The sequence below is a fragment of the Pseudomonas sp. B1-22 genome, assembly GCF_050474425.1.
Taxonomy (GTDB): Bacteria; Pseudomonadota; Gammaproteobacteria; order Pseudomonadales; family Pseudomonadaceae; genus Pseudomonas.
On the sequence record NZ_JBCHVH010000003.1, the window covers coordinates 743,048 to 769,956 of the forward strand.

A 26,909-nucleotide genomic window follows, 5' to 3' on the forward strand; every position below is an offset into this window, starting at 1 on the left:
GGAGTCGTTGAGCGGTTCATACCGCTCAACGGCTCTGGCTCCCGGCTTTCTCGCTTTTATAGGGAATGAATTCGGGTCCGACTCCCGGCATTTCCACGATTTCCCCCAAGGCAACTAAAGAGAAGGTAGAGAAACCGTGAACCCGGTAATCAAGAAATTCCAGTTCGGTCAGTCGACCGTAACCCTCGAGACTGGCCGCATTGCCCGCCAGGCCACCGGTGCCGTCCTGGTCACCATGGACGACGTCACCGTGCTGTGCACCGTTGTCGGCGCCAAGCAGGCCGACCCGGGCAAGGGCTTCTTCCCGCTCTCCGTGCACTACCAGGAGAAGACCTACGCAGCTGGCCGCATCCCCGGTGGTTTCTTCAAGCGTGAAGGCCGTCCTTCCGAGAAGGAAACCCTGACCTCGCGCCTGATCGACCGTCCGATCCGCCCGCTGTTCCCGGAAGGCTTCATGAACGAAGTGCAGGTTGTCTGCACCGTCGTTTCCACCAACAAGAAGTCCGATCCGGACATCGCTGCCATGATCGGCACCTCCGCCGCCCTGGCGATCTCCGGCATTCCGTTTGCCGGCCCGATCGGCGCTGCCCGCGTTGGCTTCCACCCGGAAATCGGCTACATCCTCAACCCGACCTACGAGCAGCAGCAGAGCTCCAGCCTCGACATGGTCGTGGCCGGTACCTCCGATGCCGTGCTGATGGTTGAATCCGAAGCCGACGAGCTGACCGAAGACCAGATGCTGGGCGCCGTTCTGTACGCCCACGAAGAATTCCAGGCCGTTATCCGTGCCGTTGCCGAACTCGCAACCGAAGCCGGCAAGCCGAGCTGGAACTGGACCGCGCCGGTCGAGAACACCGCCCTGGTCAACACCATCAAGGCCGAGTTCGGTGCTGCCATCTCCGAGGCCTACACCGTTACCGTCAAGCAGGACCGTTACGCGGCCCTGGACGCCCTGCGCGAGCAGATCGTCGCCAAGTTCGCCGGCGAAGGCGAAGGCCAGTTCTCCGCGAGTGAAGTCAAAGAAGTCTTCGGCCTGCTGGAGTACCGCACCGTTCGCGAAAACATCGTCAACGGTAAACCGCGTATCGACGGCCGCGACACCCGCACCGTTCGCCCGCTGAAGATCGAAGTCGGCGTACTGGGCAAGACCCACGGCTCGGCGCTGTTCACCCGTGGCGAAACCCAGGCCCTGGTCGTTGCCACCCTCGGCACCGCCCGCGATGCCCAGCTGCTGGACACCCTCGAAGGCGAGCGCAAAGACCCCTTCATGCTGCACTACAACTTCCCGCCGTTCTCGGTAGGCGAGTGTGGCCGCATGGGCAGCGCGGGCCGTCGTGAAATCGGCCACGGCCGTCTGGCCCGTCGCAGCGTCGCTGCCATGCTGCCGAGCCAGGACGAGTTCCCCTATACCATTCGCGTGGTTTCCGAGATCACCGAGTCCAACGGTTCCAGCTCCATGGCTTCGGTCTGCGGCGCTTCCCTGGCTCTGATGGACGCCGGTGTTCCGGTCAAGGCGCCGGTTGCCGGTATCGCCATGGGTCTGGTGAAGGAAGGTGACAAGTTCGCCATCCTGACCGACATCCTGGGTGACGAAGACCACCTGGGCGACATGGACTTCAAGGTTGCCGGTACCGACAAGGGCGTTACCGCCCTGCAGATGGACATCAAGATCAACGGCATCACCGAAGAGATCATGGAGATCGCCCTGGGCCAGGCCCTGGAAGCTCGCCTGAACATCCTCGGTCAGATGAACCAGATCATCGCCGCTCCGCGCGCCGAGCTGTCGGAAAACGCGCCGACCATGATCCAGATGAAGATCGACACCGACAAGATCCGCGACGTCATCGGCAAGGGCGGCGCCACCATTCGCAGCATCTGCGAAGAGACCAAGGCCTCGATCGACATCGAGGACGATGGCAGCGTGAAGATCTACGGCGAAACCAAGGAAGCTGCCGAGGCCGCCAAGCAGCGCGTCCTGGGTATCACCGCGGAAGCCGAGATCGGCAAGATCTACGTCGGCAAGGTCGAGCGCATCGTGGACTTCGGTGCCTTCGTCAACATCCTGCCGGGCAAGGATGGTCTGGTGCACATCTCGCAGATCAGCGACAAGCGCATCGACAAGGTCACCGACGTTCTGCAGGAAGGCCAGGAAGTCAAAGTCCTGGTTCTCGACGTGGACAACCGTGGCCGCATCAAGCTGTCCATCAAGGACGTAGCCGCTGCTGAAGCCTCTGGCGTGTAAGCAACCGGTGAAAGAGAAGAGGGCCCCTTGCGGGCCCTCTTTTTTTGCCTTGAGAATGCGCCATTCGCCGATCTCGTACCAAGGATGCCCGAGATGGACAAGCGTCATTGCCACTACCACAGTGCCCAGCCCGCGACCTGGCATTGCCCGCCATGCGAGCGTCATTACGGGGATTGTTGCGTACCGCTGAACTCCGATGCGCCGGAATACGCGCCGGCCTGCCCACTGTGCCGGGGTGCGTTGCGCTATCTCGGCGCCGCCAACACCGCCCAGCCGTTCTGGGAGCGCCTGCCGCGCTTCTTCGCCTATGGCCTGCAACGTGGCCCTCTGGCCTTTGCCGCGTTGCTGGCGTTGGCGTGCGTGTTCATGCCTGGCGTTCTGCTGCTCTGGCTGGCGCTGTTCGCGGTGGCGACCAAATACCTGCATAGCGTGATCGAGACAGCCAGTTTCGGCGGCCAGGAGGCTCCGAGCCTGGTCGAAGCCTTCCGCCTGGAGAGTTTGCAGACATTCTTTCAACAGTTGGCGGTGTTCGTCATTGTGCTGGTGTTGCTGTGGCTGGCGGAGGACTTCCACAGCGAGGCGATCTACTGGGGCGTCAATATCGCCCTCATGCTGGCGCTGCCGGCGAGCATCATCCGCCTGTCGCTGGACAAGAGCCTTGGCTCGGCGCTGAGCCCGGCGGAAATCGGCCAGGTCATGAGCGCCATGGGCTGGCGCTACCTGATCCTCTGTGTGTTCCTGTTCATCCTCTGGCAGTCGCCCAGCTATGTCGGCTGGTTCCTGGCCCAGGGCCTGCCCCGGGTGGTGATGGTGCCGGTGGTGGCCCTGCTCAGCGGTTACTTCGGCGTGGTGATGTGCGCCATGATGGGCTATGCGGTGTTCCAGTATCAGGGCGAACTGGGCTATGTGGCCGCCGGTGACGATGCGCCTGCAGGTTTCCCTGCGCCGGAGTGGCGTCGTCGCAAGGCACTGGCCGAGGCCGAGATCCGGGTCAAGGAAGGGCAGGGTGGCGCCGCGCTGGAGATATTGCAGGAGGCACTGCGCGAAGGCGCGCAGGACCTCAAGCTGAACGAGCGCTATCACCAGTTGCTGTTCTCGTTGAATGCGCGCAGCGAGTTCCTGAAGCATCTGCCTCATTACCTGCCGCTGGCGGTTCGCCTGAATACGCCCTTGGCCGTCACGGCGTTCCTCAATGCCCGCCAACTGCAGGCGGATTATCTGCCGGACGATCCGCTGGTGTGCGAGCGCATCGCCGAACTGCTGCTGGAGCGGCACAAGGCGCGAGAGGCCCTGAGCCTGCTGCGCAATCTGCACAAGCGCTTTCCGGACTACCCAGGCATCCCGAGTGCCTATCTGCTGGCGGCGCGGGGCTTCTCCGAAGCGCTTGGGCAGGTCGAACCGGCTCGACAACTGCTGGCATTCATCCGCCAGCGCTATCCGCTGTTCGAGCGGATGAGTGAGGTCGTGCAGTTGGAAGCCGTACTGGCGAGTCTTGGTAAAAGTGCCTGAGTACCGCCGTGCAAGTTGCATGGCGGTCCTGGGCTGACTATGCAATCTGCATAATGCTGATTTTTATAACTATCTGATTTTTATCGAATTTAATGTCTCGCTGAGGCTGGCACGGCGCTTGCGAGACTCCTGATGCAACTGCCGCCAGGAGGAGGCAGCAGTCTTCAACCATCAGGAGAGACCGCCATGAAACATCGCTTCAGCAAACTGGCCCTTGCCGCCGCCACAGCAACCGCCCTGAGCTTCTCGTTCGCCAACTCGGTGTTCGCCCAGCCGACGACGCTGGCCGCGAACGATACGGTTCAGAAGACCGAACAGGCGGTTTCCGACACCTGGATCACCAGCAAGGTGAAATCCATGCTGATCGCCAACAAGGACATCGGCGCCACCAACATCAAGGTCGAAACCAACCAGGGTGTGGTTTCCCTTTCCGGTAACGTCAAGACCGACGCTGAACGCCAACTGGCCATCAAGACAGCCCAGGACATCAAGGGTGTGAAAGCCGTTTCCGCCGACGGACTGAAGGCGGTGGACTAGGCGCACGGCCTGCGTCGATCGAAGCCCCGCCATGCTCGTCATGGCGGGGCTTTTTCATTCAGGGCGTGCGAGGGGCCAGATGTTGCTGGTAGAGAAGGATCTGCCGGGTCGGGTCGGCATCGGGAAAGTGCCGACGCAGGAAGTGCGTCATCTCGGCAATGCTTCGGGCGTCCTGTCGCGGGTTCAGGCGCTTGGCCAGCTGGAGGGTCAGCGCCGGCAATTGTTCTGGCCGTTGTCCGGACGCAACCAGCCTGCGCCAACAGCCCAGCGCACGGGTTGGCTCATCGAGTTGCAGCAGTTTGCGCAGCAGGTGCAATTGGATGGCCGGATGGCTCAGCAGGTTCGGGTCGTTCGTGTCGCTCTCGTCGGCCAGCCGGCGAACCAGTGCATCGGTCTCCTGGCTGCGGGGCAGGGCGAAAAGTTGCTTGAGCACGGGCCCCATCAAGGCGCGGTCCTGGCGTGCCCTGGCGACTCCATAGAGGCGTTCGATCAATGGAAGGCGGCCAGGGTAGAGGTCGAGCAGTTCGCTTCCCCGCACTGCTGCCTGGTCAAGCGCGAATCGGCCGATCTGTTCGTCGAGGCTGTTCAGGGCGCGCTTGAACGGGGCGTCGGGGTCTTCCTTGGCGAGGTAAGCATGATCGACTTTCAATCCACCCAGCTGGCGCGGCAGCCAGACGGCGATGAATCCCGACACCAGGCCGCCGATGTGCGCGTAGTAATTGACGTGATCCGCGGCGCGCAGCAACCCGAACAATTCCTTGCCCAGCCACAGCGGCAGTATCCACAACGCCGGCGCACTGAAGTAACCAATCAGGGGGCCGAGCCAATAGAAGAAGCGGATGCGCCGCAGCCCATAGACGCCGATGTACATGCCCATCAGCCCGGAGATCGCGCCCGAGGCGCCGATGCCCGGCACCCAGGCCGGGTCCAGTGCCCACCAGAGCAGCCCCGAGCAGAGTCCGCAGAACAGGTACAGGCCCAGGTACATCCAGCGGCCCAGGGCGATTTCCAGGGCGAAGCCGAAGAGGAACAGGAACACCATGTTGCCGGCCAGGTGCCAGAAGTCGCCATGGAGGAACATCGAGCCGAACAGCCCTTCGACGGTGAAGCGCGCCGGTACGAAGCCGAAGCGCAGGCTGCTCAGGCGGTCCCTTGCGCTTTCCGCCTTTCCACGGGCGGCTTGCCAGGCGCGGTCTTGTTCGTAGGCCGGCAGGCTGCGCAGGTCGTGGCCGAATTCGAGGTCGCTGAGGATGAGCCAGGCGAGTTGCGTGCGAGGCAGGGCTTCCAGCGCCTGGCGTTGATCCGGCTGGATGCGCTCGCGACGCTCCAGGGCAGCACTGAACAGCGGTCGCTCGCGGCTCAGCAGGTCCTGATCGAGATAGACCTGGATGGCCTGCTCGCGCCGCTGGTCATCGCCACTCTGGTAGCCGAAGTAGATCAGGACGTTGAGCAGGATAAGCAGCAGCGTGACGACTGGAGGCTTCTTCCAGTCCAGCGGGTGTTCAGCGGGGACGATGAGCATGGGCGACCGGTCCTTGGCGCGAAGAGGCTGCAGGCTAGCACTGCTCAGGCGGGGATGTCAGTTGCCGCTGCGTTTGCTCTGGATGGTGGTCAGGCGGTTGCCCTCGAAGCGCACGAAATAAACCATGCCGTTCCAGGGGCCGTAGATCCATTCCTCCACAGCGACTTCGTTGCGCTGGCCCCAGTCGCCGACCACTTCCTTGTAGCCGAGGAACGAGCGGTCGACAGGGGGGCCGCAGCGATCGAGCACCTCGCTGGTGAGGTTGCCGGTGCTGATCAGCTTGCTGTTGCAACGCAGGCTGGCGGCTTCGGACTGCCCGGCGAGCAGCAGGAGCACCAGCAGCGCCGGGCGCAGGTTAATGCATGGGGTCAATTGCGCTTGAACTCGATGGTCTTGAGCCGGTTGGCTTCGAAGGTGAGGATATAGGTCGTGCCGTTGCGCGGCCCGTAGACCCATTCCTCAATGCGGTACTCGCGATTGTCGTAACTGCCGAGGGAGTAACCGACCTCATCGCGATGCTCAGGCGCGCCGCACTTCTGCTCGACTTCCCAGGCGCGGTCGCCCGCGTTGACCAGGGCACTGCCGCACCGCATGCTCTCGGCCTGCGCGGTGGCGGCGCAGAGCAGCAGTGTGCAGGCCGCGAGGGCTTTCATGGTGCGATTCCTCATTCACTGTCCAGGTGGAGCTGGGTAGCCACGTTGCCACCATTCTCCGCCTCGCCGAGGCTGACGTCGATCAGATAGACGCGGTCGTCGCCGAGGCCGCCCTTGGACACCAGATAGTCCTTGATCTGGGTGGCGCGCTCCTGGCCGAGCTTGCGCAGCAGCAGCTGGCTGTCGCTCCAGGAGGCCAGCACCGCCTGCTCCAGCTTCACGGTGCGGTCGGCCTGGCTCAGGTCCTTCCATTCAGCCGGCGGCTGTTTCTTCAGGCGGGTACGGTAGATCCCTTCCAGCAGGGCGGGTTGCACGTCTTCCGGGACTTCCAGCTTGCTGGCGTCGCTGGGCACCTTCTCGCCGCGACGTTGCAGCATGCTGTAGTAGTTCTTGCGGTATTCCTCCTGCAGACGCTTCCTGGCCAGCAGCGGGCCGTCGCTGGCCGCCGCGCTGACGCCTTCGACCTCGAGCTTGAGCGCCGGGCGCTGCTTGAGCGCGTCGGCCAGCTTGTCCAGGTTGGCCTGTGCCTCCGGGTCCAGCTCACTGGAGCCCGGGGCGAAGGTCACGTTGCTGAGGTCGGGACCTTCGCCGCCAGCCAGGCCCGCAATGAACTTGAAGGGCGCCTGGACCGCGCGGATCACCAGGTTGCGCAGGGTTTGCCAGACGATGGGCATGACGCTGAACTGCGGGTTGTTCAGGTCGCCTTCCACCGGCAGCTGGATATCGATGTTGCCGTTGGCGTCCTTGAGCAGGGCGACCGCCAGCTTCACCGGCAGGTCCACGGCGTCCGGGCTGTCGACCTTCTCGCCCAGTTGCAGGTGTTCCACCAGCACCTTGTTGTCGGCTTTGAGCTTGCCCTGAGTGATCTGGTAGTGCAGGTCCAGGTTCAGCCGCCCCTTGCGGATGCGGTAGCCGGCGAACTTGCCTGAATAGGGTGTCAAGGTGGTCAGCTCGACGCGCTTGAAGCTGGTGGCGATGTCCAGTTTCTCCAGCGGCGAGAAGGGGTTCAGACTGCCCTTGATGGTAACCGGCGCGTACTTGTCGACCTTGCCCTTGATGTCCACCGAGGCGGGTTGCGGGTTGCGGTTGTCGAGGGTGCCGATTTCCCCGCTCAGTTGCTGGATGGCTGTGGCGAAGTCCGGACGCAGGGTCAGGTCGGCGAAGTTGGCCGAACCGTTGTTCACCTTCACGCCACCGATGTGGATACCCATCGGCTTGCCGGCAGCGCTGCCCGTGCTGCCTGATTTGCCGGTCGAACTCGGAGCCGAGGCAGGCTGCGGGATGATCAGCTCGCTGACGTTGGTGGTGCGGTCTTCGTTGATGATGAAGCGGGCGTAGGGCTCTTCGAGCGACACGCTCTGGATTGCCAGGCTGTCGCCATGGCGGTAGGCCAGGCCGTCCAGCGTGAGCTTGGTCCATTTTACGAAGTCGCGATCCTTGATGGTGTCCAGGGTGTGCAACTGGGTGACCTGGGCGCTGCCGTCGATGCCGAAGGCCAGCGGTTCGGTGCTCTTCAGGTCGACATTGAGGTCGCTGGCGAGGAAGCCGCTGCGCAACTCCAGGCGAATGAACGGATCGAGGTAGGCCTGGGCGATGCGCAGGTCGATGTCGCGGGTGGCGACTTTCAGCTTGGCATTGACCGGGCTGAGGTTGACCTGGCCGCTGGCTTCGACCTGACCGCGTTGGCCGAGGCCGGTCTTGAGCTTGAGCTGCAGGGGCGAGGTGAGCCGGCTGTCGATGTTCTGCAGGTCGAGGTCCAGTGGGCCGACTTCCAGTGCCACCGGCTTGGCCGGCGCGCGATCGGCCAGGTGGGCCTTGTAGCCACGCAATTGGGTATCGCGCAGCACCACGTGCCAGGCCTTTTCAGGTTCGGCGGCTGGGGCCGGTTTGGCAGGCTCGGCGGCAGGGGGCGGAGTCTGGGAGGGTTGAGCCGTTGTGGGGGCGGCCTCTACCGGCGCTTTGGCGGTCGCCTCAGCCGGCTTCCCTGTGTTGGGTGCAGTTGCCTTGGCCTCGGCGGGCGACTCGGTGTTCTGAGGCGGCGGTGCGCTGTCGGCCTGGGGGACCGGTTCCTGCGGACGCTTGTAGGGGTGGAAGTTGGCGAACAGCTTTTGCCAGTCCAGCTGCCCGTCCTTTTCCCGCGCGGCCCAGGCTTCCAGGCCCTGGCTGTGAATCTGCCCGACAACCACTTCGCGCTTGACCAGATCCATGCTGGTTTCGCTGACGTCCAGGCTGGCGAGCTTGGCCAGCGGCTTGCCGTCGGGCGATTTGAGGCTGAGATCGCGCAGGTTCACGGCTGCCTTGTCGAGCAGTAATTGGGTGCCCTTGGACAGATCCAGATGGTACTCGGAGGCGACGCCGAGAGTGCCGCTATCAAGGTTCAGCGGGGTGTTGTCCCGAACATAGGGCCACCACGCCTTGAGGGGGACGCCCTGGAGCGAGAAGGTGCCCTTGGAGGCCAGCGGAACCAGGCTCAGGTTGCCCTCCCAATCGAGCTTGCCGCCGTGGGGGCCGATAGCCACCAGGTTGGCCTTGGCATCGTCGTCCGGCAGTGTGCTGAGATGGTCCAGCTCGAAGTTCATCGGGTTGAACAGGAATTCGACCGGCTCGCTCGGACGACTGTCGCGGAAGTGCAGGCTGCCTTCGGCCAGGCGGATGCGATCGATCAGCAAGGGGAAGGGTTGGCTGGGCTCTTCCTGTGCCGGAGCGGGCTCGCTCGGCGGCAGCTTGAACAGCTGGGTCAGGTTCAGCGTGCCGTTTTCGGCGAACAGCAGCTCCGTGTGCACTGCATCCAGTTCGACGTCTGCCAGGTGCAGATGGCGCTTCCACAGGCTGTCGGCTTCGAGGTTGACGTACAGGCGCTTGAAGCGCACCTGCTCGTCGCCGCTCTGGCCCAACTGAAGCCCCCAGAGGGTCAGTTCGAGGCTGAACGGGTTGAGTTCGATGCGTTCCAGGTGCGCTGGAATGTTCGCATACTGGGCCAACTGCTGATTGACCACACGCAGGGCGACCCCGGGAAGGATCAGGAAGCCCAGCAGGCAGTAGAAGAGGAACAGCAGCAACAGTGCGCCGATTGCGCGTATCAATCCTTTGGGCATGGCGGGTGTCGTTTTCCGTCGTGACGTGCCGTTGAAGTATGGCACGGCTGAGCGTTTGCGATCACACGAATGCCCTACCGGGCGTTGTTCGCGCGCGAATCAGTCGTTGAGGCGATGGGTGCGGGCGAACTCAACCAGGTCCACCACGCTTTCCAGGTTGAGCTTCTCCAGGATGCGGGTCTTGTAGGTGCTGACGGTCTTCTGGCTGAGGAACAGCTCCTCGGCGATGTCCTTGTTGCTCATGCCGCGCACGAGGCTGCGCAATACGACCAGTTCACGCGGGGTGAGGCTGGCGACGGGGTCGGTATGGCTGGCGATGTTGAGCGATTTTTCCGGGAAGCAGCGGTAACCGGAAACCAGCATGCGCGCCGCGTTGAGTATGGCGCTGGTGTCATTGTTCTTGCTGACGAAGCCATGCGCTCCCGCCGCCTCTACCTTGCTCGAGTACAGTCTTTCGTCCTGGGAGCTGAGCACCAGCAGGCGGATGTTCTCATCGAAGATGTGAATGCGTGCGAGGAGGTCGAGGCCGTCCATGCCCGGCAGGTTGAGGTCGAGGATCACCAGGTCCGGACGCTCCTTGCGTACGGCATCCAGGCCCCCATGGCCATCGGCGGCTTCACGAACGACTTCGAACTGCGAGTCCTGCCCGAGTAGCGAGCGGATCGCCAAACGCATCGCTGGGTGATCTTCGATCAGCACGACACGCTTCTTCATAGGTAATTTCACTCCCTGAGTGTGGCAACTGGCGCGAATTGAGCTTGAAGATAGCCCAAATGTTCATGGCCGCACGGAAAAATCCTAGGCTCCCAGCGAAAACCATGCTCGGGGTCAAGTATCGATTCCATGCCGCAGGACGCGGGAGCAGAGACTTGCCCTACAAGGGGAACTCTGCCTATGAAGGGCCGGGTCAGCGCGGTGCTGGCAAGCCCATGCGTCGACGGGCCCGGTGCAGCGAGCCGTTGCGTACGGCCCAGCGCAGCAGCGGCACACTGCGTTTGACGCTGCTGCGGATCAGCTGGCGCTGCAGGTGGCCCTGGCTCAGGCCGAGCTGGTCGGCAGCCCACTCCGGCAGCAGGTCGACACCGGCGCGCATCATCAGGGCGCCGAAGGGCTTGGCCAGGAAGCTGGGTGCGGGCGCGTTGAACAGCACCTGCACGACTTCCCGGGTGCGCTCGTCGTAGCGCAGTTGCGGCCGCATGCGCTGCAGGTAGGCGGTCACTTGCGCACGGGAACGTGGCACATCGCGCGCACCGAGCCGCTCGGCGATCAGGGCGATCTCGTCGTAGTAGCGGTCCTGATCCTCGCCGGACAGATTGGGATTGAGATAGCGCAGGTGGGAGGCGAGGAAACTGCTGACCTCGGCGACATGGACCCAGGTGAGCAGGTCCGGGTCGTTGGCCGAGTAGCGGGTGCCATCGGGGAGCGTGCCCTGGACGCTGTCGTGGATGCGCCGCACGCGCTCGATGAGTTTGTCCGCGTCTGCCCGCGAACCATAGGTGGTGGCGGAGATGAACTGGCCGGTGCGCCGCAGGCGGCCGAGCATGTCGCTGCGGAAGTTGGAGTGGTCCCAGACGCCACCCAGCGCGCCGGGATGCAGCATCTGCAGGAGCAGGGCGGTGATGCCGCCGATCAGCATCGAGCTGAAGTCGCCGTGGACTTTCCAGCAGATCGAGTCCGGACCGAACAGGCCCGGATCGCCCTTGGGCGACTCGAAGTCGATCCCGCCCAGGGCGAGGCCGGTCAGGCTGAGCACCTGGCTTTCGATATGGCGGCGAACGGTTTCCATTGCGGCAGACAGGCCTCGGGGCAAGTACGTCAGGTCTGTAGGTTAACCCTAACGGCTTGCCCTCGGGGCCTGAAGCGGGATCAACGATTCAGGCGGTTGTCGATGAGCCCTTGCACCACGCTGGGGTCGGCCAGGGTGGAGGTATCGCCGAGGTTCTCCAGCTCGTTGCAGGCGATCTTGCGCAGGATGCGGCGCATGATCTTGCCCGAGCGGGTCTTCGGCAGGCCGGGCGCCCACTGGATCATCTCCGGTTTGGCGAAGCTGCCGATTTCCTTGCTCACCAGCGACAGCAGTTCCTGCTTGAGCGCATCGCTGGGCTGGATGCCATTCATCGGGGTGACGAAGGCATAGATGCCCTGGCCCTTGAGGTCGTGCGGATAGCCGACCACCGCGGCTTCAGCCACCGAGTCGTGCAGCACCAGTGCGCTTTCTACCTCGGCGGTGCCGATGCGGTGGCCGGACACGTTGATCACGTCGTCCACGCGGCCGGTGATCCAGTAATAGCCGTCCTCGTCGCGGCGCGCGCCGTCGCCGGTGAAGTAGTAGCCGGGGTAGGGCTTGAAGTAGGTATCGATCATCCGCTGATGATCGCCATAGACGCTGCGGATCTGGCTCGGCCAACTGGCCTTGACGGCCAGTACGCCGGAGCCGGGACCGTCGATTTCCTTGCCCTGCTCATCGAGCAGCACCGGCTGCACGCCGAAGAACGGACGGGTCGCCGAGCCGGGCTTGAGCGCGGTGGCGCCGGGCAGCGGGCTGATCAGGATGCTGCCGGTCTCGGTCTGCCACCAGGTATCGACGATGGGGCAGCGCTTCTCGCCGACCACGTTGTAATACCACTCCCAGGCTTCCGGGTTGATCGGCTCGCCCACCGAACCGAGCAGGCGCAGGCTGCTGCGCGAGGTCTTCCTGACCGGTTCCTCGCCTTCGCGCATCAGCGCGCGGATGGCGGTCGGGGCGGTATAGAAGATGTTCACCTGGTGCTTGTCGATCACCTGCCAGAAGCGCGAGGCATCCGGGTAGTTCGGCACGCCCTCGAACATCAGGGTGGTGGCGCCGTTGGCCAGCGGACCATAGACGATGTAGCTGTGGCCGGTGACCCAGCCCACGTCCGCGGTGCACCAGTAGATGTCGCCGTCGTGGTAATCGAATACGTACTTGTGGGTCATTGCCGCGCCGAGCAGGTAGCCGCCGGTAGTGTGCAGCACGCCCTTGGGTTTGCCGGTGGAGCCGGAGGTGTAGAGGATGAACAGCGGGTCCTCCGCGTCCATCGGCTCCGGGGCGCAGTCCTCGCTGGCGCCGCGCAGGGCCTCGTGGTACCAGATGTCGCGGCCTTCCACCCACGGGATCTCGCCCTGGGTACGCTCGACCACCACCACGCTGGAGACGTTCGGGCAGTCCTTCAGGGCCTTTTCCACGTTCTGTTTGAGCGGGATGTACTTGCCGCCGCGCACGCCTTCATCGGCGGTGATCACCACGCGGCAATCGGCATCGAGGATGCGGTCGCGCAGGGCGTCGGGGGAGAAGCCGCCGAACACCACCGAGTGGATCGCACCGATACGCGCGCAGGCGAGCATCGCGTAGGCGGCCTCGGGGATCATCGGCATGTAGATGCACACCCGGTCGCCTTTCTCCACGCCACGGCTCTTGAGCACGTTGGCCAGGCGGCAGACATGGCTGTGCAGCTTGCGGTAGGTGATGTGCGCGGATTCGGCGGGGTTATCGCCTTCCCAGATGATCGCGACCTGTTCTCCACGGGTTTCCAGGTGGCGGTCGATGCAGTTGTAGGTGACGTTGAGCTGGCCGCCCTTGAACCAGGTGGCCTGGCCCTTCGCCAGGTCGCCGTGGTGCACCGAGTGCCAGGGCTTGAACCAGTCGAGGAAGGCCTTGGCCTGTTCGCCCCAGAAGGCTTCCGGGTCGTCTACCGACTGCTGGTAGAGGCGCTGGTAGGCGTCGTTGTCGAGGTAGGCACGCTGGCGTACGGCCTCCGGGACAGGATGAAGGCTGATCTCGTACATGGGAAATCCTTGTTGTTGTGTGAGGCGAGATGCCCACAAGGGTGCATCCAAGGCCTGGCGGGTTCAAGGGTTGACCATGCAGTTTCGACGCGTCGGCGCGGTGGATCGTTCCGACGCGCTGTACTCCAGCTGGTCGGCGACCAACTGGCGGGTGGACTGACCATAGCGGCAGGCAATGGCGTCGAGCGCCTGTTCCAGGCCCTGCGCGGCATTACTCGCGGGTAGCGGCAGCCTGGGAAGGTCTTGCGTAGCGTCGGGCAGGAACATCAGGCCGCTGGCGCTGGTGACGGGCTGCTCGGCTTCGGCCACCACCTCGGTGCGGAAGGTTCGAGCCCAGGCATCCACGCGAAGGGCCAGGCTGACTTCATCGAAACCTGGCTGCAGAGGGACGGCGAAGCGCTCATGGCGCCACATGGCGAGGTAGTTGGAAACGGCGGTCAGATAGCCGTCCACACCGAGAGCGAAGCGCCGGCTGTCGTGCCGCGGGGACCAGTCCTTTACACCCAGCTCTTCTGCCAGCGCCGCAGCCCTCGCGGTTCCGGCGATGGCTTCCACCAGTGCCAAGGATGCAGGGAGCGCGGCGGTGACACCGGAGGTGCTCATCACTCTGGCGTCGACCACGTAGCGACGGTTCTCCTGCCACTGCACATCGGGAAAGTCACCCTGCCGCTGGCCGCGCGAGTACCAGTGGCCGGTGGCGCGTCGACCCTGCAGCAGGCCTGCATGAGCGAGCACCAGCACACCGTCGCAGATGCCGACGACGGTAGCGCCTTTCGCCGCCTGGTCCTGGATGAAGGCAAGCAGCGCGGCGTCTTCGCTGTCATGCACGGCGGGGACGATCAGGTAGTCGGCGCCCTGTGGATAACGCCTGCTGAAAGCTTCCGGGGTGGCCTGTGGCTGGAGCGTCAGGGCCGGCATCAGTCGCACCGGACCGGGCTCGATCGATAGCGCCCATACATCGGCCACGCCGGAGCGGCGCAGGACGCCCAGTGGCACCACGTAGTCCACCAGCTCGGTCATGCGGTTCTGGGCGATGACGGCGATGACCGGTCGTTCCCGGCCCATGCGCGGTTGGTAGCGGGGAAGCGTGTCTTCTGCCGCGAGCAGGGTGTTGCCCATGAGCAGCAGGATCAGCGAAAGCAGGGAGGCTCGCATGGTCATCTCCGGAATGGGATTTCCAGCTTGCCGATGGGCTGGCTGTCACTTATGACAGTAATGGATGAATATCTGCCAGTCGCCCTCCACGAGACTCTCCGATGGAAGCTCCACATCGCGTACTTCTGCTGGTCTTTCCCGACTTCCAGCTGCTGGATGCCACCGGCCCGGCGGATGTGTTCGCGTCGGTCGACGAGCATCTGCCTCCCTCCGCCCGGCCGGCTTATCGACTGGAGGCGCTGTCGCTGGCCGGCGGGCTGGTTCGCTCCAGCACCGGGCTTGAGTTGGCCACCCGACCTCTACCCGGGCCGGCAGAGGCGGCCGGCTGCACCGTGCTGGTCGCTGGCGGCCACGGTGTTCAGGCGGCGATGCAGCAGGGCGGTATCGCGAGCTGGCTGGTTCAGGCCGCCCCCTTCGCCGCGCGCTGCGCCTCGGTGTGCACCGGCGCCTTCCTGGTGGCGCAGGCCGGCTTGCTGGAGGGGCGGCCGGTCGTTACCCACTGGCGTTACGCCGAGTTGCTGCAACGGCTGTTCCCTCGTCTGCAGGTCATGCCCGACGCGCTGTTCGTGCGTGACGACAAATTCTACAGCTCCGCGGGCGTGACCGCCGGCATGGACCTCTGCCTGAGCCTGGTGGAGGAGGACCATGGCCGCGCCCTTTCCCTGCGCGTTGCCCGCGGACTGGTCATGTACCTGCGGCGTCCCGGCGGACAGCGACAATTCAGTGCGGAGCTGCTGGCACAGCAAGCGCCGGTGGGTGGGCCGGTGGCGCAACTGGTGGATTGGCTTCGTCAACGGCTGGCGCAGGCGGTGGACGTGGAGGCGATGGCGGCGTATCTGGCAATGTCGTCGCGCACCCTGCACCGGCACTGCCAGGCTGAGATGGGCATGACGCCGGCCAGACTGCTGTTGCAGCTACGCCTGGAGCGGGCCAGTCAGTTGCTGGAAAGTGGTGAGCCATCGCTCAAGCGCGTCGCGCAATACACGGGATTCGGCAACGAGTACAACCTGCGGCGCGCCTTCGTGCAGGCGCTGGGCGTGACGCCCGGGGAGTATCGGCAGCGTTTCTGCCGGTAGAGCGGTAACGGATGCGCAGGCGCGCATCCGTCCGTATCGCCATCAGCCGCGGTGACGACCGCGGAAGAAGTCGATCAGGCCCTGGGTGGAGGCGTCTTCCGCACAGCTTTCCTCGCTGCCGACCAGCCGGCCGTAGATCGCCTTGCCCAGCTCCTTGCCCAGCTCCACGCCCCACTGGTCGAAGGCGTTGATGCCCCAGAGGATGCTCTGCACGTAGACCTTGTGCTCGTACATGGCGATCAGCGCGCCCAGGCGGCGGGCACTGATGCGCTCCATCACCAGGGTGTTGCTCGGGCGGTTGCCCGGGATCACCTTGTGCGGCGCCAGGCGCTGCACTTCCGCTTCGTCCAGGCCCTTGGCGCGCAGCTCGGCCTCGGCTTCGGCGCGGCTCTTGCCGGTCATCAGCGCCTGGCTCTGGGACAGGCAGTTGGCGTACAGCCACTGGTGATGGTCGGCCACCGGGTTGTAGCTGGATACCGGGACGATGAAGTCCGCCGGAATCAGATGGGTGCCCTGGTGCAGCAGCTGGTGGTAGGCGTGCTGGCCGTTGCAGCCTACGCCGCCCCAGATCACCGGACCGGTGCCGGCGGAAACCGGAGTACCGTCCTGGCGCACGCTCTTGCCGTTGGACTCCATGTCCAGCTGCTGCAGGTGGTCGGTGATGTTGCGCAAGTAGTAGTCGTACGGCAGGATCGCGTGGCTGCGCGCACCCCAGAAGTCGCCGTACCACACGCCCAGCAGACCCAGCAGCACCGGGATGTTGCGCTCGAACGGCGCGGTGAGGAAGTGCTGGTCCATGTTGTAGGCACCGGACAGCAGTTCCTTGAAATTGTTGATGCCCACCGACATGGCGATCGGCAGGCCGATGGCCGACCACAGCGAGTAGCGGCCGCCGACCCAGTCCCACATCGGGAAGATGTTCTCTTCGCGGATGCCGAAGGCCACCGCGGCTTCCTTGTTGCTGGAGACGGCGATGAAGTGGCGGTACAGCTCGGCTTCGTTACCACCCTGGGCCAGGTACCAGGCACGGGCGGCCTGGGCGTTCTTCAGGGTCTCCAGGGTGCTGAAGGACTTGGAGGAGACGATGAATAGCGTGGTTTCGGCATTCAGCCGGCTGGACAGCTCGCGGAATTCGCTGCCGTCGATGTTCGCCAGGTAGTGGCAACGCACGCCTTTCTGGGCGAACGGCAGCAGGGCCTCGGAAACCAGCTGCGGGCCGAGGAAGGAGCCGCCGATGCCGATGTTGACCACGTCGGTGATCGGCTTCTCGGTATAACCGCGCCACAGACCGTTGTGCACGTAGCTGACCAGTTCGGTCATCTGGTGCAGCACGCGGTGCACCTCGGGCATCACGTCCACGCCGTCCACCAGCACCTTGTCGCCGATGGGGCGGCGCAGCGCGGTGTGCAGCACCGGACGACGCTCGGACGCGTTGATCACGTCACCGCGGAACATCGACTGGATGGCCTCGCCCAGCCTGGCCTCTTCCGCGAGCTTCACCAGCAGCTCGAGGGTGTCCTGGCGGATCAGGTTCTTCGAGAAGTCGAGGAACAGGCCGCAGGCGCTGAGGGAGAAGCGCTTGAAACGCTCAGGGTCCTGGGCGAATGCCTCACGCATGGTGAAGCTCTGCATGTCCTGGCGATGGGCGGCCAATGCCTGCCAGCTCGCCAGTCGGGTGGCATCCAGCGGAGTGAGGTGGTGTTCCATGACGTACCTTCGGGGGTGTGACGTGCGTGTTTGAACCTGTGCTCTCGACCTTGAAAGAAGCCCGGTGGTTCCGGGCTTTTTGGGGTCAGGCGAGCTGAACGGGGATGGCGTTGCTGGTGTGGCTGAGTTCATTGCCGGGCGCCATGTACAGCATGCGCGGCTTGTAGCCTTCCAGCTCGGCATCGCTGAACTGAGCGTACGCGCAGATGATCACCCGGTCACCTACCTTGGCCTTGTGGGCGGCGGCGCCATTGACCGAAATCATCCGCGAACCTTCCTCGCCACGGATGGCGTAGGTGGTGAAGCGTTCGCCGTTGTCGACGTTGTAGATCTGGATCTGTTCGTACTCGCGGATGCCCGCGAGATCGAGCCATTCGCCATCGATGGCGCAGGAGCCTTCATAGTCGAGCACGGCGTGGGTGACTTCGGCGCGGTGCAGTTTGGCTTTGAGCATGATGCTCTGCATGGCGTGGCTCCTCTTTTTCTGGGAGTGGGAGTGCGGTGCGAGTATGCCCGAGCACCGGAAAATCGCTCAAGGCCGCGACTGATGCGGCCTTGAGGCGAATTCTCGGTAGTCGTGCGGGGATTAGTCGATGTGGAAGGCGAGATTGTCGATCAGGCGAGTGGTACCGAGGAAAGCTGCCACCAGAATCACCAGCTGACGATCGTCTGCCGTGGCGGGACGCAGCCCGGCGGCTTCGCGGATTTCCAGGTAGTTGATGCGCAGGCCGGCCTGCTCGATCTGCTGCTGCCCTTCGCCGAGCAGCGCGGGAAAATCGCGTTCGCCCTGGCGGATGCGCTCGGCCAGTTGTTTCAGCGTGCGCTGCAGGACGGGTGCAACGGCGCGCTGCTCATCGGTGAGGTAGCCGTTGCGGGACGACAGCGCCAGGCCGTCCTCGGCACGCACGGTGGGCTCGCCGAAGATCTGGATCGGCAGGTTCAGGTCGCGCACCAGCTTGCGGATCACCGCCAACTGCTGGAAGTCCTTTTCACCGAACAGCGCCATGTCCGGCTGGACCATGTTGAACAGCTTGCACACCACGGTGGCGACACCGTCGAAGTGGCCCGGACGGCTGCCACCGCACAGGCCTTCGGAAACGCCGGTCACGTGCAGGCGGGTCTGGCCATCCATGCCGTCGGGATACATCTCCTCGACGGTTGGTGCGAACAGCAGGTGGCAGCCGGCATTCAGCAGCTTCTCCTGGTCGGCGGCGAGGGTGCGCGGGTATTTGTCCAGGTCTTCGGTGGGACCGAACTGCAACGGGTTGACGAAGATGCTGGCGACGACGAAATCGGCGCGCTGGCCGGCCTTGGTCACCAGCGCGGCATGACCGGCGTGCAGGTTGCCCATGGTCGGGACCAGCGCGATACGCTTACCCTCGCTGCGTGCGCGAGCCACCGCGGCGCGCAGCTCGCGGACTGTCTTTACCGTGTTCATCAGGCGAATCCGTGTTCCGGGCCGGGGAAGGAGCCGTCTTTCACGGCCTTGACGTAGGCGACCATGGCCGAAGCGATATCCGGCTGGCCCTCCATGAAGTTCTTCACGAACTTCGGCGCGCGGCCGGTCAGCGACAGGCCGAGCATGTCGTGCATGACCAGGACCTGGCCGTCGGTGCCGGCACCGGCGCCGATGCCAATGACCGGGATCTTCACCGCTTCGCTGATTTCCTGGGCCAGTGCCGAGGGGACGCATTCCAGCAGCAGCATGGCGGCACCGGCCTGTTCCAGGGCGATGGCGTCGGCGCGCAGCTGGCGGGCCTGGTTTTCCTGGCGGCCCTGGACCTTGAAGCCGCCGAACAGGTTGACCGACTGCGGGGTCAGACCCAGGTGCGCGCACACCGGGATGCCGAGCTGGGCAAGTCGCACGATCGGCTCGGAGAGCCAGGCGCCGCCTTCGAGCTTGACCATGTGCGCGCCGGCCTGCATGACCGTTACCGAGTCGCGCAGCAGGCGGTCCAGGGAAGTCCCCGATTCGAACGGCAGGTCGGTGAGGATCAGCGAACCCTTGTTGCCGCGCTTCACCGCGGCAGTGTGGTAGGCCATGTCCTGGATGGTGACCGGGAGCGTGCTGTCGTGTCCTTGCAGCACCATGCCCAGGGAGTCACCGATCAGCAGCACGTCGGCACCGGCCTGGCTGGCAACGTGCGCGAACGTGGCGTCATAGGCGGTCAGCATTGCGATCTTCTCGCCGCTTTGCTTGAGACCTTGCAGGGTGGTCAGGGTGACATCAGGCATGAAAGTGTCCTCAGTTCTGCGCCGGGCAGGGGCAAACGGGCACCTATAGTCCGGATGGGGCGGACCGAAGTCAATTGCAGGTGTTACCGGACTGTTACGGCGTTACTGCCACTGCACCCCACCTGGGGCGCAGGATGCCTCAGGACAGCCGCTCCAGGCCGGTGAACGGACAGGCGGTGAGCAGGTTGGACAGCGTTTGGCCATTGGGCAATTGCAGCTGCGGGGCGAGGTCTGCCAGCGGGTAGAGCACGAAGGCGCGGGCGTGCATGTGGTAGTGCGGCACGGTGAGGCGCGGCTCGTCGATCAGGCGCTCGCCGAACAGCAGGATGTCCAGGTCCAGCGTGCGCGGGCCCCAGCGTTCGTCCTTGCGCACACGGCCTTGCTCCAGCTCGATGGCCTGCAGGGCATCGAGCAGCGCCAGTGGCTCCAGATCGGTATCCAGCGCGGCCACGGCATTGACGTAGCGCGGTTGGTCCGGCGGGCCCAGCGGGTCGCTCGCGTAGAGGGGGGAAACACTGGCGAGCGTGGTGGCTGGCACCTGCCGCAGGGCGTTCAGCGCCGCTTCGAGTTGCTGGCGCGGCTCGGCCAGGTTGCTGCCGAGCCCGATGTAGACGCGTTCGCTCATTCGTTACCGGCGCCTTCGCCACTGTTACGCGGGCCGCGACGGCGACGGTTGGCGCCGCCGCGACGGCGTTTGCGCGGGGCGGCGCCGCCTTCTTCCTGCTGACTGGCCAGGTTGCGGATCATGCCGCGACGTTCGCCATCGCTGGCGTCCTGGTAGTCGGTCCACCAGTCGCCAAGGCCACCGGTTTCCTCGCCGGCGCTCTCGCGCAGCAGCAGGAAGTCGTAGCCAGCACGGAAGCGCGGGTTTTCCAGCAGCAGATCGGCCTTCTTGCCCTGGCGGCGTGGCAGGCGCTCCTGCATGTCCCAGATCTCGCGGATCGGGATGGTGAAGCGCTTGGGCACCGCGGTGCGCTTGCACTGCTCGATGATCAGTTCGTGGGCGGCTTCCTGCATCGCCGGGATCGGCGGCATGCCGCGCTCCTGCAGCTTCAGCGCACGCGCGGGCAGTGCAGGCCAGAGCAACGCGGCGAAGAGGAAGGCCGGGGTAACCGGCTTGCCCATGCGGATGCGCTCGTCGGTGTTGGCCAGGGCCTGGCGCATCAGCTTGCCGGCGTATTCGGGGTCGGCTTTCAGCGCCTTGGCGCTGGCCGGGAACAGCGGGGCGAACAGGTCGTACTCGTTGAGCAGCTCGAAGGTGCGTTCGGCCTTGCCGCTCAGGAACAGCTTGAGCACTTCGTCGAACAGACGTGCCGACGGGATTTCGTTGAGCAGGTGTGCCAGGCGGCGGATCGGCGCGGCGCTGTGCTTCTCGATCTCGAAGTCCAGCTTGGCGGCGAAACGCACGGCGCGCAGCATGCGTACCGGGTCTTCGAGGTAACGCTGCTCCGGGTCGCCGATCAGGCGCACCAGGCGGTTACGGATGTCATGCACGCCATGGGCGTAGTCGAGGATGCGCTCGCCGGTGACATCGAAATACAGGGCGTTGATGGTGAAGTCGCGGCGCTGCGCGTCGTCTTCCAGGGTGCCGTAGACGTTGTCGCGCAGGATGCGGCCGGCCTCGTTGCGCGAGGCGTGGGCGCTGTCGGCGTCGTCATCGGTCTGCGGATGGTTGGCGCGGAAGGTGGCGACTTCGATGATCTCGCGGCCGAAGTGGACGTGGACCAGCTTGAAGCGGCGGCCGATCACCCGCGCGTTGCGGAACTCGGCGCGAACCTGCTCGGGGGTTGCGCTGGTGGCGACATCGAAGTCCTTCGGCGCAATGCCCAGCAGCGGGTCGCGTACGCCACCACCGACGATGTAGGCCTGGTAGCCGGCCCTGGTCAGGCGCTCCACGACATTCACCGCGTTCCTGCTGAACTGATCCCGCCGCAGCGAATGCTGATGGTTGCCAATGACTTCCGGGGTAGTGCGGACGGCGCGCGGACGGCGCAGTGGGGATCGGATGGACTGGATCAGCTTTTTCAGCATGTGTGCACTATCGGGGAGTGAATGTGGGGGTAGCCAACGCAGGCTCCGGTCAGCCCTGTAGCCTGGGCTTTTCGAGCGGATGCCGGGCGTATTCTGCTGCCTGGAAACAAATGGCAGCAAATCGGGTGCCGTCTGCGCCGCGGCGATTCTAGCATCGTGGGGTGGGATGATGAAGGAAAGTAGGAAAAAGGACTTGCGGGGAGAAGGGGAGAGGGTGTAGCGAAAGCTACTGGGGGAGCCGAGGCTCCCCCCCAAATAGGTGCGTGCTTTGTTTTTATTATGATGCCGGGCTTGTTGTTTTTGTTTGTTGACCCGTCCCTCGAAGCCAGTTGCTTCGGGGATGTTCCCCATGAGGGGATCCAATAGCAAACGGATTTGTTTGGTCGCTGAGTAAGCGATGATCTTGCGATCCAACCAGTCCTCGTGCTGCCTTCAAGCAGTTTTATTCTTCTCTGACTGGTTGCGGGACTGGTCCCGACGGCTACTCTTCTCCAAAAGAATCAGTTAGCTGCGCCTCCGCGATTTTGTTTTTGTTGTGCTGGAGTCGTTTCGTCTTGTTCTTATTTTGAGTTGTCGTGCTTGTTATTGTTGTTGTGCCAATAACAAAGCAGATGCCGTGCCAACTTTTGCAAATCCTTATTTTTCAAGGGTTTGCGAGGAGTGCCCCCTGGGCGGCAGGCACAAAAAAGCCGGGTTTCCGTTACCGATGAACCCGGCTTTTGTTACGGAGCATGTCTCCGGTAACAGTGTGAAACGTCCTACGAGTCAGCCGAGGCACCGGATTTGCGGCGCGGGATGCCCAGGCGCTGGCGGCGTTCCCACAGGCATTTGCGGCTGATACCCAGCTTGCGGGCCAGTTCGGTTTCGGTCATGTGATCCTGGTGCTCAAGGACGAAGTGCTGGAAGTAGTCTTCCAGCGACAGATCCTCGGTGGGCTCGTGGTTGCTGGTGTTGCCGTTGGTCGGACGCGCTTCCATCTCTTCGACGAAGTCGTCTTCCAGATCGTCCAGCTCGATGTCGATGCCCAGCAGGTCGGCGGGAATCTCCAGGCCTTCGCTGAGGATCACCGCGCGCTCGATGGCGTTCTCCAGTTCGCGCACGTTACCCGGCCACGGGTAGTGGCGGATGGCTTGTTCGGCCTCGTGGGAGAAGCTCAGCGCCGGACGCCCCATCTGCGAGCACTGCCGCGCCAGGAAGGCGCGCGCGATCTCCATCACGTCCGCACCGCGCTCGCGCAGCGGCGGCAGTTTCAGCGAGATGACGTGCAGGCGGTAATAAAGGTCTTCACGGAACTGGCCGGTCTTGGCCAGCATCTTCAGGTCGCGGTGGGTCGCGGCGATCAGGCGCACGTCCACTTTCTGCGATTGCACCGAGCCGACCCGGCGGATCTCGCCTTCCTGCAGCACGCGCAGCAGGCGCGCCTGGGCTTCCAGCGGCAGCTCGCCGATCTCGTCGAGGAACAGGGTGCCGCCGTCAGCGGCCTCCACAAGGCCTGCACGGCCGGCACTGGCGCCGGTGAACGCGCCCTTCTCGTGGCCGAACAGTTCGGACTCGATCAGGGTTTCCGGGATCGCGGCGCAGTTCACCGAGATCAGCGGCGCCTTGGTGCGCTTGGACAGGTTGTGCAGGGCGCGGGCAACCAGTTCCTTGCCGGTACCGGATTCACCCTGGATCAGCACGTTGGAATCGGTGGGCGCGACCTTGCGGATCTTGGTGTACAGCTCCTGCATGGGCGGGCAGGAGCCGATGATGCCGATCTCGCCGTCCGCCGGGGCGGTGTTACCGCTGCTGCGTTCGGCGGCCTTGGCGTTACCGCGAGCTTCGACCGGGGCGTTACGGTTCTCCTGGCGGTCCTTGAGGATGCGTGCCACGGCCTGGAGCATTTCGTCGTGGTCGAAGGGCTTGGCGATGTAGTCCACCGCGCCCATTTTCATCGAATCCACCGCCGAACGCAGGCTGGCGTAGCTGGTCATGATCAGCACCGGGGTGCCCTGGGCCAGCTTGATCAGTTCGGTACCCGGCGCGCCCGGCAGGCGCAGGTCGCTGACGATCATGTCGAACGTCGGGATGCTGTAACGCTCCTGGGCCTCCTGCACCGAGCCAGCTTCGCTGACCTGGTACTGGTTCCGCTCGAGCAGCCGTCGCAGGGCGGAACGGATGATGGTTTCGTCTTCGACGATGAGGATATGTGCCATGTATTCAGCTCTCTCGACGTGCTCGTTTACTGCTCGGCCGTCGGGCCAGGATGCCGCGGCAAAGTGACGCTGATGCGGGTGCCGCATTCGCGTTCGGGGTCAGCCGGGCTGTCTATGGTGATTTGCCCATAATGCTCTTCCACGATCGAATAGACCAGTGCGAGGCCCAGGCCGGTCCCCTTGCCGGGGTCCTTGGTGGTGAAGAAGGGCTCGAACAGGCGCTCGATGATGGACTTGGGAATTCCGCTGCCTTCGTCCTCGACGATCAGGTCGATGGTCTGCTCCGACGCCTCGGTGCGCACGCGGATCGCGCCGTTGGGCGGCGAGGCGTCGCGGGCGTTGGAGAGCAGGTTGATCAGCACCTGGGCCAGGCGCTGGGAGTCGCCCTCGACCCAGTGCGCCGGGTCGCACAGGTTGAAGAACTGCACGTCGACGCTGCGCTTGTTCAGCGACAGCAGGCCGATGGCCTCCTGGGCGACGTCGGCCAGGCACACCGGCTCGGCCGCCACCTGCTTGCCGCCGGCGTGAGCGAAGCTCATCAGCGATTGCACGATGCGCGACACGCGCTTGGTCTGTTCCAGGATCTGGCCGCTGATCTCGGTCAGTTCGCTGTCGCCCTCGCGCTCTTCGCGCAGGTTCTGCGCCAGGCAGGCGATACCGGTGATCGGGTTGCCGATCTCGTGGGCGACGCCCGCCGCCAGGCGACCGATGGAGGCCAGGCGTTCGGAGTGGATCAGCTTGTCTTCCAGGGACTGGGTTTCGGTGAGGTCTTCCACCAGCAGCACCAGACCACTGTTACCCGGCGCCAGGGGTTCCTCGATCGCCGCCTTGTGCAGGTTCAGCCAGCGGGTCTGGCCTTCGATGGACAGCCGCTGCTTGTGCAGGTGTTCGTCCGGCGCATCGATGAAGCCTTCCAGCAGGCCCTTCCAGGGCTCGGGCAGGGCGGCCAGGCGCGAGCCGACCACGCGTTGCGCGCTGACCCCGGTGAGGTCCTCGATGGCGCGGTTCCACATGAGGATTTCCTGGTCCTTGGCCAGCGAGCACACGCCCATCGGCAGGTCCTGCAGGGTCTGGCGGTGGTAGCGGCGCAGGGTGTCCAGTTCGGCGGCAAGGCCGGTGAGCCGGGAGTGGTAGTCCTCCAGGCGGCTCTCGATGAAGTGGATGTCCTCGGTGACGTAGCTCTCGCTGCTGGCCTTGTAGGGCAGGAAGGTTTCCACCATGTCCTGCGCCACGCTTGGGCCCATCAGGCCGGAGAGGTTGGCTTCGATGCGGTCACGCAGTCGGCGCAGGGCATAGGGGCGGCGTTCGTCGAAGGGCAGGTGCAGGTCGCGCAGGGCCTGTTCCACTTCGCGCTGGGCGGTCTTGGCGCCCAGCGGCTTGGCCAGCTGGCTGGCGAACTCCTGCGGGGAGACGGCAATCAGTTCGCGGCGCTGCGGGCGGCGGACGTTGTCCACGGCGCAGGCTTCGGCAGCGCCTTTCTCTTCATCGCTGGCTTCGGTGAACAGCGAGACCAGGGTGAACACCAGTACGTTGGCCGCCAGCGAGGCCAGCGCCGCGAGGTGCCAGGTGGTGTCGTCGAGGACGTAGAGCGAATCGAACAGCGGCAGGTAGATGCTCTGCATGTTCGCGACCAGCGGGGTGAGCATGGTCAGTCCCCAGACCAGCATGCCCCCCACGAGACCGGCGATGAAGCCGCGGCGGTTGGCGGTCGGCCAGTAGAGCACGGCCAGCGCGCCGGGGAGGAACTGCAGGGTGGCGACGAACGAGACGATGCCCAGGTTGGACAGGTCCTGCTCGGCGCCCAGCAGCAGGTAGAAGGCATAGCCGGCCATGATGATCGCGGCGATCAGCGCGCGGCGGGTCCACTTCAGCCAGCGGTAGATGTTGCCCTCGGCCGGCGGCTGGTAGAGCGGCAGCACCAGGTGGTTGAGCACCATGCCCGAGAGTGCCAGGGTCATCACGATGATCAGGCCGCTGGCGGCGGAGATGCCGCCGACGAAGGCGGTCAGCGCCAGGGCCGGGCTGTCCACCGAGATGCCCAGGCCCAGGGTGAAGTATTCCGGGTTGGTCGAGGCGCCCAGGTGCAGGCCGGCCCAGAGGATCGGCGGCACCGCCAGGCTCATCGGCAGCAGGAACAGCGGCAGGCCCCAGCTGGCGCTGAGCAGCGCACGCGGGTTGAGGTTCTCGGTGAAGGTCATGTGGAACATGTGCGGCATCACGATGGCCGCGGCGAAGAACACCAGCAGCAGGGTGCGCCACGGTCCTTCGGCCAGCGGGGTGTGCAGGGTGCTCAGCGCTTCCTGGTTCTGCAGCAGCCAGACCTCCAGGCCGTCTGGTCCGCCGAATACGCCATAGAGGGCGAACAGGCCGATGGCGCAGAGGGCGATCAGCTTCACCAGCGACTCGAAGGCGATTGCCATCACCAGCCCTTCGTGGCGCTCGCGGGTGGCGATGTGGCGCGCGCCGAAGAGGATGGCGAACAGGGTGATCAGCGCGCAGAAGGCCAGCGCCGCGCGGTTGGGCTCGGACTCGCGGGTGAGGATGCTGATCGAGTCGGTTACCGCCTGGATCTGCAACGCCAGCATCGGCAGCACGCCGATCAGCATGAACACCGTGGTCAGCGCGCCGGCCCAGGTGCTGCGGAAGCGGAAGGCGAACAGGTCGGCCAGCGATGACAGCTGGTAGGCGCGGGTGATGCGCAGGATCGGGTAGAGCAGCACCGGCGCCAGCAGGAAGGCGCCGGAGACGCCCAGGTAGATCGCCAGGAAGCCGTAGCCGTACTGGTAGGCCAGCCCGACCGTGCCATAGAAGGCCCAGGCACTGGCGTACACGCCCAGCGACAGGGTGTAGATCAGCGGATGGCGCACCAGCCGGCGCGGCACGAAACCACGCTCGGTGATCCAGGCGACGCCGAAGAGAACCATCAGGTAGGAGGCGCTGATCAGGATCAGCTGGGTAAGGCTAAAGCTCGTCAGCATCGCGCTGGCTCTGCAGGATGAAGGTGACGACGATCAGGATCAGCCACAGCAGATACGGGCGATACCAGGCTCCGTGGGGATCTATCCACCAGTCCATGATGGCCGGCGAGAACAGGTAGATGCCCACGACCAGGAGCAACACCAGTCGGTAGATGTACATGTCGTCTCTC

General features: G+C 64.6%; 21 protein-coding genes. 4 read left to right on the top strand and 17 right to left on the bottom strand.

The features are described 5' to 3' along the window. Nucleotides 1–136 precede the first annotated feature (136 nt). From pnp to ACQ5BL_RS15385, 3 genes are all read left to right on the top strand, one after another. The gene (gene pnp / locus ACQ5BL_RS15375) at nucleotides 137–2,242 is read left to right on the top strand and encodes a polyribonucleotide nucleotidyltransferase (RefSeq protein WP_243804631.1); all 2,106 of its coding nucleotides are present in this window, start codon (nucleotides 137–139) and stop codon (nucleotides 2,240–2,242) included. A gap of 93 nt (nucleotides 2,243–2,335) precedes the next feature. Next, nucleotides 2,336–3,751: a hypothetical protein gene (locus tag ACQ5BL_RS15380; protein WP_243804633.1), complete on the top strand. Its 1,416-nt coding sequence runs from the start codon at nucleotides 2,336–2,338 to the stop codon at nucleotides 3,749–3,751. Nucleotides 3,752–3,937: 186 nt separating this feature from the next. After that, complete coding sequence (locus ACQ5BL_RS15385; RefSeq protein ID WP_207882750.1) at nucleotides 3,938–4,288, top strand: BON domain-containing protein; 351 nt, start codon at nucleotides 3,938–3,940, stop codon at nucleotides 4,286–4,288. 58 nt (nucleotides 4,289–4,346) lie between these two features. Here ACQ5BL_RS15385 and ACQ5BL_RS15390 read toward each other — a convergent pair whose 3' ends face one another. The 8 genes from ACQ5BL_RS15390 to ACQ5BL_RS15425 all read right to left on the bottom strand — a co-directional run bounded on the left by ACQ5BL_RS15390 (nucleotide 4,347) and on the right by ACQ5BL_RS15425 (nucleotide 14,517). Continuing rightward, a complete protein-coding gene (locus tag ACQ5BL_RS15390; protein WP_430293178.1) occupies nucleotides 4,347–5,810 on the bottom strand; it encodes a rhomboid family intramembrane serine protease in 1,464 nt (487 codons plus the stop codon). A gap of 57 nt (nucleotides 5,811–5,867) precedes the next feature. Next, nucleotides 5,868–6,182, bottom strand: a complete 315-nt coding sequence (locus tag ACQ5BL_RS15395) for a DUF2845 domain-containing protein (RefSeq protein WP_243434423.1) — start codon at nucleotides 6,180–6,182, stop codon at nucleotides 5,868–5,870. Then, entirely contained in the window at nucleotides 6,179–6,463 is a 285-nt protein-coding gene (locus tag ACQ5BL_RS15400) for a DUF2845 domain-containing protein (RefSeq protein ID WP_207882754.1), read from the bottom strand. Before ACQ5BL_RS15400 ends, ACQ5BL_RS15395 begins: the two co-directional genes overlap by 4 nt. An 11-nt stretch (nucleotides 6,464–6,474) precedes the next feature. Further along, nucleotides 6,475–9,558 (bottom strand): DUF748 domain-containing protein, encoded by a 3,084-nt coding sequence (locus ACQ5BL_RS15405; protein ID WP_243804636.1) that lies wholly within the window; start codon nucleotides 9,556–9,558, stop codon nucleotides 6,475–6,477. Nucleotides 9,559–9,657: 99 nt separating this feature from the next. Continuing rightward, nucleotides 9,658–10,272, bottom strand: coding sequence for a response regulator transcription factor (locus tag ACQ5BL_RS15410; protein WP_207882757.1), 615 nt, complete (start codon nucleotides 10,270–10,272; stop codon nucleotides 9,658–9,660). A 193-nt stretch (nucleotides 10,273–10,465) separates the two neighbouring features. After that, nucleotides 10,466–11,344: an oxygenase MpaB family protein gene (locus ACQ5BL_RS15415; protein WP_243804638.1), complete on the bottom strand. Its 879-nt coding sequence runs from the start codon at nucleotides 11,342–11,344 to the stop codon at nucleotides 10,466–10,468. Between the two features lie 80 nt (nucleotides 11,345–11,424). After that, entirely contained in the window at nucleotides 11,425–13,362 is a 1,938-nt protein-coding gene (gene acs / locus ACQ5BL_RS15420) for an acetate--CoA ligase (RefSeq protein WP_243804639.1), read from the bottom strand. 63 nt (nucleotides 13,363–13,425) lie between these two features. Then, on the bottom strand, nucleotides 13,426–14,517 hold the full coding sequence (locus ACQ5BL_RS15425; RefSeq protein ID WP_243804640.1) for a DJ-1/PfpI family protein: 1,092 nt from the start codon (nucleotides 14,515–14,517) through the stop codon (nucleotides 13,426–13,428). Nucleotides 14,518–14,618: 101 nt separating this feature from the next. Here ACQ5BL_RS15425 and ACQ5BL_RS15430 point away from each other — a divergent pair, with 101 nt between their 5' ends. After that, a complete protein-coding gene (locus ACQ5BL_RS15430; RefSeq protein ID WP_243804641.1) occupies nucleotides 14,619–15,593 on the top strand; it encodes a GlxA family transcriptional regulator in 975 nt (324 codons plus the stop codon). A 42-nt stretch (nucleotides 15,594–15,635) separates the two neighbouring features. Here the strand turns inward: ACQ5BL_RS15430 and pgi are convergent, their stop codons facing one another. The 9 genes from pgi to ACQ5BL_RS15475 all read right to left on the bottom strand — a co-directional run bounded on the left by pgi (nucleotide 15,636) and on the right by ACQ5BL_RS15475 (nucleotide 26,899). After that, complete coding sequence (gene pgi, locus ACQ5BL_RS15435; RefSeq protein WP_207882775.1) at nucleotides 15,636–17,300, bottom strand: glucose-6-phosphate isomerase; 1,665 nt, start codon at nucleotides 17,298–17,300, stop codon at nucleotides 15,636–15,638. 85 nt (nucleotides 17,301–17,385) lie between these two features. Beyond that, entirely contained in the window at nucleotides 17,386–17,766 is a 381-nt protein-coding gene (gene panD / locus ACQ5BL_RS15440) for an aspartate 1-decarboxylase (protein WP_045216800.1), read from the bottom strand. 120 nt (nucleotides 17,767–17,886) lie between these two features. Further along, on the bottom strand, nucleotides 17,887–18,738 hold the full coding sequence (panC, locus tag ACQ5BL_RS15445; protein WP_243804643.1) for a pantoate--beta-alanine ligase: 852 nt from the start codon (nucleotides 18,736–18,738) through the stop codon (nucleotides 17,887–17,889). Beyond that, on the bottom strand, nucleotides 18,738–19,535 hold the full coding sequence (gene panB, locus ACQ5BL_RS15450; protein ID WP_207882779.1) for a 3-methyl-2-oxobutanoate hydroxymethyltransferase: 798 nt from the start codon (nucleotides 19,533–19,535) through the stop codon (nucleotides 18,738–18,740). Before panB ends, panC begins: the two co-directional genes overlap by 1 nt. 139 nt (nucleotides 19,536–19,674) lie before the next feature. Beyond that, nucleotides 19,675–20,160: a 2-amino-4-hydroxy-6-hydroxymethyldihydropteridine diphosphokinase gene (folK, locus tag ACQ5BL_RS15455; RefSeq protein ID WP_243804645.1), complete on the bottom strand. Its 486-nt coding sequence runs from the start codon at nucleotides 20,158–20,160 to the stop codon at nucleotides 19,675–19,677. Continuing rightward, complete coding sequence (locus tag ACQ5BL_RS15460; protein ID WP_207882782.1) at nucleotides 20,157–21,566, bottom strand: polynucleotide adenylyltransferase PcnB; 1,410 nt, start codon at nucleotides 21,564–21,566, stop codon at nucleotides 20,157–20,159. The genes folK and ACQ5BL_RS15460 overlap by 4 nt, the downstream gene beginning before the upstream one ends. A 758-nt stretch (nucleotides 21,567–22,324) precedes the next feature. Continuing rightward, a complete protein-coding gene (locus ACQ5BL_RS15465; protein WP_207882784.1) occupies nucleotides 22,325–23,761 on the bottom strand; it encodes a sigma-54-dependent transcriptional regulator in 1,437 nt (478 codons plus the stop codon). Between the two features lie 26 nt (nucleotides 23,762–23,787). Continuing rightward, nucleotides 23,788–26,739: a sensor histidine kinase gene (locus tag ACQ5BL_RS15470; RefSeq protein WP_207882786.1), complete on the bottom strand. Its 2,952-nt coding sequence runs from the start codon at nucleotides 26,737–26,739 to the stop codon at nucleotides 23,788–23,790. Next, nucleotides 26,723–26,899, bottom strand: a complete 177-nt coding sequence (locus tag ACQ5BL_RS15475; protein ID WP_015478907.1) for a hypothetical protein — start codon at nucleotides 26,897–26,899, stop codon at nucleotides 26,723–26,725. Before ACQ5BL_RS15475 ends, ACQ5BL_RS15470 begins: the two co-directional genes overlap by 17 nt. Nucleotides 26,900–26,909 lie beyond the last annotated feature (10 nt).